Source organism: Aeromonas sp. (assembly GCF_050633025.1).
GTDB lineage: Bacteria > Pseudomonadota > Gammaproteobacteria > Enterobacterales > Aeromonadaceae > Aeromonas.
Window position 1 is genome coordinate 1 of sequence record NZ_JBODRQ010000128.1, and the last position, 9,373, is coordinate 9,373.

Here is a 9,373-nt window from a genome sequence, read left to right on the forward strand (position 1 = left end):
CGATGGTAGTGTGGCATTCGCCATGCGAGAGTAGGACACTGCCAGGCACCCAATTTCAAGATTACGCCCAGCGTGGTCTTTACCGGTTAGTGTGCTGATATGGCTCAGTCGGTAGAGCGCATCCTTGGTAAGGATGAGGTCCCCAGTTCGATTCTGGGTATCAGCACCATTTTCAAGTTAGTTTTAAAAGCTTTTGCCTGACGGCAATAGCGCCGTGGAACCACCTGATCCCATGCCGAACTCAGAAGTGAAACGCGGTAGCGCCGATGGTAGTGTGGCATTCGCCATGCGAGAGTAGGACACTGTCAGGCACCTATTTAGAAGAGGCCTCCCATTCGGGAGGCCTTTTTGCATTTCTGCGTTCCAAAAATCTGCCATCCCGCCGGCATTTTAGTAAAAGTGCTGGGCTATCAAGGGATTGCCCGTTACTCTTTAGCCGTTACCGATTAACACGTGATGCTGCCAGCGAGGTATTGATGGCTACGTTGAAGGAAATTGCACAGGAAGCGGGGGTTTCTCTCGCGACGGTATCCCGGGTACTGAACGAGGATCCCAGCCTGAGCGTCAAGGAAGAGACCAAGCAGCGGATCTTCGAAATTGCCGAGCGGCTGGAGTACAAGACCAGCAGCGCCCGCAAGGGGGTACACAAGAGCAAGCTGCACTTTCTGGTGGTCTATGCCTATCCCCAGAGTACCGAGGTCAATGACCCTTACTATCTCGCTATCCGTTATGGCATCGAGACCCAGAGTGCCCGCCTCAATATCGAGCTGACCCATCTCTACAACTGCGGTGAAGGGCGCGAACTGAGCGCCGTGGATGGTATTCTGGTGGTCGGTACCCTCACAGCCGAGCGTCTCGTCCAGCTAAGGGCTTGTTCCAGCCAGCTGGTGTTTGTCGACTGCCGTTCACAGGGAGAGTTCGACTCGGTCGATGTGGATCTCGCCCTGATCAGCCAGCAGGTAGTCGATTACTTCATCGCGCAGGGGCACCAGCGCATCGGCTATATCGGTGGCCAGGACGAGAATCCGGATCTGCGCGAACTGGCCTTCCGGGATTATGGCCAGCGGCTGGGGGTGGTGCAGGAGAGCGATCTCTATCGTGGGGACTTCTCCAGCGCTTCCGGCTACCAGTTGGCGAAGGAGATGCTGACCGGCGACTGGCCCAAGGCGCTGTTTGTCGCCTCCGACTCCATCGCCATTGGTGTGCTGCGTGCCATCCACGAGAAGGGACTGGCTATTCCCCAGCAGATCGAGCTTATCAGCGTCAACGATATTCCGACTGCCAAGTTCACTTTTCCGCCACTCTCTACAGTGCGGATCCACTCCGAGTTGATGGGCTCCCAGGGGGTCAATTTACTGGTTGAACGGCTGCGAGACGAGCGTGATATTCCACTCCGAGTGTTGGTACCGAGCAAGCTGACCCTGCGTGGCACCACTCGCTAATTTTAGTAAAACGCTCTGCTTTTTAGTCGCGCCATCTTGCGGTGGTGCGACACCTCTCCCAAGCAAACCTCTTTCCCATATCATCCAACAACTTCATATCATATTGTTTTATAGTTGATTTTATTGCTAATCAGCCAACTATTATCAACATCCATGCCACTCATCCATATCTTGCCCTCCTTTATCTCCCGCTTCTGATCTCGCTCACAAAACCATCTGTTCATTGTGATCAGGTTAAAACTTTACCAATCCAAAGCTGATATTTAGTAAATGTTTATCTAGGGTTTACCCAGTTAACGTTGCCTTGTTCCGGGAGGACATGTGAATAACTGGGAAAACGTCCAATTCGTTGGTGAAAACAGGCTGGCTCCGCGTGCCTACTTCTTCTCTTATGCCGACCACGCGCTGGCGGCCACCATGCAGCGCGAGCTGAGCCGCCGTTTTCTGGGCCTTGGCGGTCAGTGGCAATTCCACTACTTCGACCACCCCCTGCAGGTGCCGGAGGCCTTCTATCACAGCCCCATGAGCGAGTGGGGCCAGATTACCGTGCCCAACATGTGGCAGATGGAAGGACATGGTCAGCTGCAGTACACCGATGAAGGTTTTCCCTTCCCCATCGACGTGCCTTTTGTTCCGACCAACAACCCCACCGGCGCCTATCAGCGCAGCTTCACGCTGAGCCCGGCCTGGGACGGCGAGCAGGTGATCATCAAGTTTGACGGGGTGGAGACCTACTTCGAGGTCTATGTGAACGGCCACTACGTTGGCTTCAGCAAGGGGAGCCGCCTCACCGCCGAGTTCGATATCAGCGCCTACGCCAAGGTTGGCGAGAACCTGCTGTCGGTGCGGGTGATGCAGTGGGCTGACTCCACCTATATCGAAGATCAGGACATGTGGTGGATGGCGGGGATCTTCCGCGACGTCTATCTGGTGGGCAAACCGGCCGCCCATGTGCAGGACTTCTTCATCCGCACCGCGCTGGCCGATGACAATCAAAGCGCCACCCTGAGCTGCGATATCCAGCTGGAGAATCTGGGGGCAGCTGCCCGTGATCACCGTCTGGTCTGGTCGCTGCTGGATCAGGGCAGCGAGATCGCCAGCGGCTCGCTCGACCATCTCGCCATCGATGGCAAGTGTGATTGCCACTTCACGCTGGATCTGGCCAACCCCCATCTGTGGAGCGCCGAAGACCCTTACCTCTATCAGCTGCAACTCTCCCTCTACAACGGTCAGGGCGAGCTGCTGGAAGTGATCCCGCAGCGGGTCGGGGTGCGTGAGATCAAGGTCAAGGATGGCCTCTTTTACGTCAACGGTCACTACCTCAAGTTGCACGGGGTGAACCGCCACGACAACGACCACCTCAAGAGCCGCGCGGTCGGTATGGACCGTGTTGAGCGCGATATCGTGCTGATGAAGCAGCACAACCTCAACTCGGTGCGCACCGCCCACTACCCGAACGATCCGCGTTTCTACGAGCTGTGTGACCAGTACGGTCTGTTCGTGATGGCGGAGACCGACGTGGAGACCCACGGCTTTGCCAACGTCGGCGATCTCAGTCGTATCACCGATGACCCCTTTTGGGAGCCGGTGTTCGTGGATCGCATCGAGCGCCACGTGCATGCCCAGAAAAACCACCCCTCCATCATCATCTGGTCGCTCGGCAACGAGTCCGGCTACGGCTGCAACATCAGAGCCATGTATCACCGCTGCAAGGCGATCGACCCGACCCGGCTGGTGCACTACGAAGAGGATCGCGATGCCGAGGTGGTGGACGTGGTCAGCACCATGTATTCGCGCGTCTCCCAGATGAACTGCTTCGGCGAGTTCCCGATGGAGAAGCCGCGCATCATCTGCGAATACGCCCACGCCATGGGTAACGGCCCAGGGGGCCTGAGCGAATATCAGCAGGTGTTCGACCGCCATCCCCACATTCAGGGCCACTACATCTGGGAGTGGTGCGATCACGGCATTCTGGATCAGGACGAACAGGGTCGCCCGGTCTACAAGTACGGCGGCGACTACGGTGACTACCCCAACAACTACAACTTCTGCATGGATGGCCTCATCTATCCGGATCAGACCCCGGGGCCGGGCCTGCGTGAATATAAGCAGGTGATCTGCCCGGTCAAGGTGCGGGCGCTGGATCTGGCGAGCGGCAAGCTTGAGCTGGAAAACCGCTACTGGTTCTCCACCCTCGACGACATCCGCCTGCTGGTCGAGGTGAAGGCCGAGGGCGAGCTGCTGGCCAGCCAGCAGATCCGCCTGGAAGGAGTGGCCCCCGGTGCCATCACAGATCTGCAGCTTGAACTGCCCTCCCTCGATGGGCGGGAGACCTTCGTCCAGCTGCGGGTCATCAAGGCCACCGCCACACGTTACAGTGAGGCGGAGCACGAGCTGGGCCAGTACCAGTTCCAGCTGAAAGAGGCGACTCGCCAGCTGCAACCCTTCGCCAATCCCAACGCCACCGCGCTGCAGATTGCCGACGAGCGGCTCGCTCTAACCTTGAGCGGCACTGGTTTCGCCCTGCGCTTCTCGCGTCTCGACGGCAAGCTGGTGAGCTGGCAGCAGGATGGCAATGAGCTGATTGAGCGCTCGCCGCGCCTCACCTTCTTCAAGCCGATGATCGACAACCACAAGCAGGAGTACGAGAGCCTGTGGCACCCGAATCACCTGCAGATCATGCAGGAGCACTTCCGCACCCTGAGCTGGCGTCAGCTGGGCGAGGCGGTCGAGGTAACGGTCGAGAGTCTGGTCGCGCCGCCGGTGTTCGACTTCGGCATGCGCTGCCGCTACGTCTACACCCTGAGCCCGAACGGCCAGCTGCACGTGGCGCTGTCCGGTCAGCCCTACGGCGGCTATGACGACATCATTCCCAAGATCGGTTTCGAGCTGGGTATTCGTCAGGATTTCGACCGGGTGCACTACTACGGCATGGGGCCGGGCGAGAACTATCAGGACAGCCGCCAGAGCAACTGGATCGATAGCTTCAACAGCACAGTCGGCGAGATGTGGGAGCACTACCCCTTCCCGCAGGACAACGGCAACCGCCAGCAGGTGCGCTGGGCGACCCTGACCAACCGTCACGGCGCCGGTCTCTACGTGCGGCCAGATGCCCCCATCAACCTGAGCGTCTGGCCCTACAGCTGGGAGCATATCCACGCGGCGCAGCACATCAATGAGCTGGAGTCCTGTGGCTATCTCACCCTCAATCTGGATCACAAGCTGCTGGGGTTGGGCTCCAACTCCTGGGGCTCCGAGGTGCTGGACTCCTGGCGGGTGCGCTTCGAGCCGTTCAGCTTCGGCCTGACCCTGTTACCCATCGCCCGTGGCAATCTCAATCCGGCTGCGCTGGCCGGGCTCGATCTCACCATCAACGGCGGGAGGAACCTCGCATGATCACCCTGGACAACCTGACCCTGTTCAAAAACATCTACCGGGAGGGCAAGAAGTGGGGCCGCTGCGTGGAGGCCATCAACAACCTGGCCAACCTCAAGCCCGGTATCTGCCACTCCATCGGTGACTCCCTCACCTACCGCTTGCAGGAGGGGGCCAGCCCGGCCACCTCCCTGTTCGAGGGGCAGCGCCGCTACTTCGACGTTCACTACTACCTGGAAGGGGAAGAGACGGTGGAGTGGGCAGCCAAGAGCGAGCTGGCGGTCGAGCAGGCCTATGACGACACCACAGACCGCGAGTGGCTGGCAGGCGAGGTGCGCGAGCGCCAGAAAGTCGGCAATGGTCAGGTGGTGATCTTCGAGAACGACGAAGCTTACCGGTTCGTCGGTGACAGCCCGGTGCGCAAGGTGATCATCAAGGTCACCGTCGAAGGCGGCTACTTCAAAAACAAATAACAAGCCGCTGGTTCTGCACTGACAAAAGCCGGAAGGGCGGGGCTCACCCTACAACCCACGCCCCGCTCTTTCGCGAGATAACTACAGGTCTGGAGATGCACCATGTCTGATTCCAAACGCAATACGATAGGCAAGTTTGGTCTGCTGTCGCTCACCTTCGCGGCGGTATTCAGCTTCAACAACGTCATCAACAACAACATCGAGATCGGTCTGGCCTCGGCCCCGATGTTCTTTCTGGCCACCATTTTCTACTTCATTCCGTTCTGCCTGATCATTGCGGAATTTGTGTCACTGAACAAAAACTCCGAAGCGGGGGTGTATGCCTGGGTGAAGAGCTCCCTCGGCGGTCGCTGGGCCTTTATCTCCGCCTACACCTACTGGTTCGTGAACCTCTTCTTCTTCACCTCCTTGCTGCCGCGGGTTATCGCCTACGCCTCCTATGCCTTCCTCGGTTATGAGTACATTCTCACTCCGCTGGCGACCACGGCCTTGAGCATGGTGCTGTTTGCCTTTGCCACCTATGTCTCCACCAATGGTGCCAAGATGCTGGGCCCCATCACTTCGGTGACCTCGTCCCTGATGCTGCTGCTGACCCTCTCCTACATTCTACTGGCGGGCGCGGCTCTGGTGGGCGGCGTGCAGCCGGCTGACCCCATCACGGTAGAGGCCATGGTCCCCGATTTCAGCTGGGCCTTCCTGGGTATTACGACCTGGATCTTTATGGCGGCCGGTGGCGCAGAGTCCGTCGCCGTCTACGTCAATGACGTGAAAGGGGGCTCCAAGTCCTTCGTGAAGGTGATCATCGTCGCCGGGATCTTTATCGGCGTGCTCTACTCCATCGCGTCGCTGTTGATCAATGTGTTCGTACCGAGCGGCACCCTGAAATATACCGGCGGCTCGGTGCAGGTGTTTGAAGGGATGGCGGCCTATTTCGGCCTGCCGGAGATCCTGATGAACCGCTTCGTCGGGCTGGTCTCCTTCACCGCCATGTTCGGCTCCCTGCTGATGTGGACGGCGACCCCGGTGAAAATCTTCTTCTCCGAAATCCCGGCCGGCATCTTCGGCAAGAAGACGGTCGAGCTGAACGAGAACGGCGTGCCCGCCCGCGCAGCCTGGATCCAGTACCTCATCGTGCTGCCGCTGATGGTGATCCCGACCCTGGGCTCCAACACCGCGCAGGATCTGATGAACACCGTCATCAACATGACCGCTGCCGCTTCCATGCTGCCGCCGCTGTTCATCATGCTGGCCTACCTCAATCTGCGTCTGAAGCTCGACCACCTGCCGCGGGAGTTCAAGATGGGTTCGCGCACCACCGGCATCGCCGTGGTCTCGGTGCTGATCGCCATCTTCTCGGTGGGCTTCCTCGCCTCCACCTTCCCGACCGGCGCCGACATCATGACCATCATCTTCTACAACGTTGGCGGGATCGTGATCTTCCTCGGCTTCGCCTGGTGGAAATACAACCGATACGAGGCCTCCCTCAGCGCCGAAGCGCGCGCCAAAGAGGCTCAGCCGGCGGCGCAGGTTGCCATGCAGACGCCATAGCCACGGCATTGAATACAAATCAAACCGGGTGGCCGTTGGCCACCCGCAAACCGTTGAACCAGAAAAGGAAAAGAGCATGAGCGAGACGATCGAGTTTGCCGAATTCAAGCGGGTCGAGATGAAGGTGGGTAAGGTGCTGGAGGTGGTGCGTCACCCCGGGGCCGACAAACTCTACATCGTCCAGATCGACGTGGGTGACGAGCGGCCGCTGCAGACCGTCACCAGTCTGGTGCCTTACTACAGCGAAGAGGAGTTGATGGGCAGCGAAGTGGTGGTACTGACCAACTTGAAACCCACCAAGATGCGCGGTGAGCGTTCCGAGTGCATGTTGCTCTGCGCCGAGACCCCGGACGAGAGCCAGAGCGTGCTGTTGCAACCGCGGGTGCCGATGGCGCCGGGCACTCCGATCGTCTGAATGGTATTGCGAGCCGGTGCGGGAGACGGTACCGGTTCAGCAACGAGGCCGTCCACGCGGCCCGATCATAACAAGAGAGTAAAGCGCGGGGCCGACAGACCCTTGCCGAACACATCACAGAGTCACAGCGCTCCCCGCCGGGAGCGCAAGTCCACTGGAGGACACCATGTCTGAATCCGTACGCGGCACCATAGGCAAGTTTGCCCTGTTGTCGATGACCTTTGCCGCCGTGTTCAACGTGCGCAATATCGTCAACAACAACATCGAGCTGGGGCTCAGCTCCGCCCCCATCTTCCTGCTGGCGACCCTCGTCTACTTCATCCCGTTCGTCTTCATCATCGCCGAGTTCGTCTCGGCCAACAAAAACTCCGAGTCGGGGATGTACGACTGGCTTAAAAAACCGCTCGGCACCCGGATGGCCTATCTGGGCTCGTTTCTCTACTGGTTCGTGAACCTGTTCTGGTTTGTCTCCCTGCTGCCAAACGTCATCGCTTACGCCTCCTACGCCATGCTGGGCTATGAGTACAGCTTCTCGCCCATGGTCACCTCGATCATCTCCATCGTGCTGTTTGCGGCGGCGACCCACATCTCGACCAAGGGGGCGAGCTGGCTCGGCAAGATTGCCGAGATCGTGGCCTACGGGGTGTTTGCCCTGTTCGCCATCTATGTGCTGGGCGCCCTGATGGCCCTGAGTGGCGATCATGTGCCGGCCCAGCCCATCACGCTGGAGGCGATGACTCCCACCGTCAACTGGGCGACGCTGGGCATCATGTGCTGGATCTTCCAGGCGGCGGGCGGTGCCGAGACGGCGGCGGCCTACCTCAATGACGTGAAGGGGGGCCAGAAGTCCTTCATCAAGGTGATCATCAGTGCCGGTATCGTCATCGGTGCCATGTATGCGGTCGGTTCCCTGCTGGTGAACGTGTTCGTGCCGCGCGAGAGCCTCACCTATGCCGGCGGCATGGTGGAGATCTTCACCGGCATGGCGCAGTATTTCGGGCTCTCCGAGGCACTGGTGGGCCGCTTCGTCGGCGTGGTGCTGTTTATCGCCATGTTCGGCTCCATGATGATGTGGACCTCGGCGCCGGTGAAGATCCATTTCTCCGAGATCCCGCAGGGGGTTTACGGCGAGAAGACCACCCAGCTCAACGAGCACGGCGTGCCGGTGCGCGCCGCCTGGTGGCAGTTTGTCTTCGTGTTCGCCATGCTGGTGGTCAACGGCTTCGGTTCCGAGTCGGTACAGCAGATGATGAACACCGCCATCAATCTCACTGCAGGGACTGCCATGCTGCCGCCGATCTTCATCATGGTGGCCTACTTCGTGTTCCGCTGGAAACATGACGACACCCCCCGCGAGTTCCGTATGGGGTCGCGCAAATTCGGGATGGGCGTGGTGTCAGTGCTGATCGCCATCTTCGTGGTGAGCATGAGCGCTTCCGCCTTCCCGGCCGGGGTAGACCTGGTGCGCGCCTTCTTTATCAACGTCTTTATGACGGCGGTCTTTGCGGCGTTGGCCTACTGGTGGATCTCCCGCTTCGAGAAGCGGCAGGTGGTGAAACTGCAAGCCAGCGGGATGAAGGCAAAAGCCGGAGCAATCCGATAAATTAATGGTGCGGAAGGGGGTCTCTTGGGTCTCCTTCTCGTTTCTGGTTCCGGCAAATCTTCACAATGCAGATACAGGAGAGTGTGTCATTTCGCAACATCCTCCGGATTTGACCGTGAGCTAATAAATCAGGGCCATATCTTATATGATACTGCCGGGGCATCGATATAATTTGCATCATCTGGTCTTATCTACTTCAGGTGTCGTAATCATGTTGGTGTTGGCGGATTATCTGTGTGTACTACTGAGTAAATTGGGTATTCCTTGCCCTGATGAACTACCCCGCGAAGGTATTTTCTCTCGGAAAATAGGGAATTTCACCTATCACTTTAAAATACATGGCGACCAATTTCTGGTGATCTACGCGCTGGTTGAAGCATCTGACACTGTCAGTAATGCCTGTATGCAAGGTATTCTGGCCATGAATCACTTCTCTGATGAAGAGCATGCTCCAGTATTTGCTTATGATTGCAGTGCAAAAAAATACCTCGTACTTCACCGTATTGGAAAACGTCCT

General features: G+C 58.5%; 7 protein-coding genes, 1 tRNA gene and 1 rRNA gene. All 9 read left to right on the plus strand.

Annotated elements, in window-relative coordinates; genetic code table 11:
• Positions 1-93: 93 nt before the first annotated feature.
• A tRNA-Thr gene (locus ACRAUW_RS14680) sits at positions 94-169 on the plus strand.
• 27 nt (positions 170-196) lie between these two features.
• Positions 197-311, plus strand: a 5S ribosomal RNA gene (gene rrf, locus ACRAUW_RS14685).
• A gap of 165 nt (positions 312-476) precedes the next feature.
• Positions 477-1,442 carry a transcriptional regulator EbgR gene (ebgR, locus tag ACRAUW_RS14690; protein WP_016349032.1) on the plus strand — a complete coding sequence of 322 codons (966 nt, stop codon included), beginning with the start codon at positions 477-479 and terminating at the stop codon, positions 1,440-1,442.
• Between the two features lie 321 nt (positions 1,443-1,763).
• Positions 1,764-4,838, plus strand: a complete 3,075-nt coding sequence (ebgA, locus tag ACRAUW_RS14695; protein ID WP_431362872.1) for a beta-galactosidase subunit alpha — start codon at positions 1,764-1,766, stop codon at positions 4,836-4,838.
• On the plus strand, positions 4,835-5,290 hold the full coding sequence (locus tag ACRAUW_RS14700; protein WP_431362873.1) for a beta-galactosidase subunit beta: 456 nt from the start codon (positions 4,835-4,837) through the stop codon (positions 5,288-5,290). The genes ebgA and ACRAUW_RS14700 overlap by 4 nt, the downstream gene beginning before the upstream one ends.
• 102 nt (positions 5,291-5,392) lie before the next feature.
• A complete protein-coding gene (locus ACRAUW_RS14705) occupies positions 5,393-6,838 on the plus strand; it encodes an amino acid permease (RefSeq protein ID WP_431362874.1) in 1,446 nt (481 codons plus the stop codon).
• 76 nt (positions 6,839-6,914) lie between these two features.
• The gene (locus ACRAUW_RS14710) at positions 6,915-7,253 is read left to right on the plus strand and encodes a tRNA-binding protein (protein WP_431362875.1); all 339 of its coding nucleotides are present in this window, start codon (positions 6,915-6,917) and stop codon (positions 7,251-7,253) included.
• Positions 7,254-7,419: 166 nt separating this feature from the next.
• On the plus strand, positions 7,420-8,856 hold the full coding sequence (locus ACRAUW_RS14715) for an amino acid permease (RefSeq protein WP_431362876.1): 1,437 nt from the start codon (positions 7,420-7,422) through the stop codon (positions 8,854-8,856).
• Between the two features lie 211 nt (positions 8,857-9,067).
• Positions 9,068-9,373 (plus strand): hypothetical protein (locus ACRAUW_RS14720; protein ID WP_431362877.1); only part of this gene is annotated, 306 nt, incomplete at its 3' end.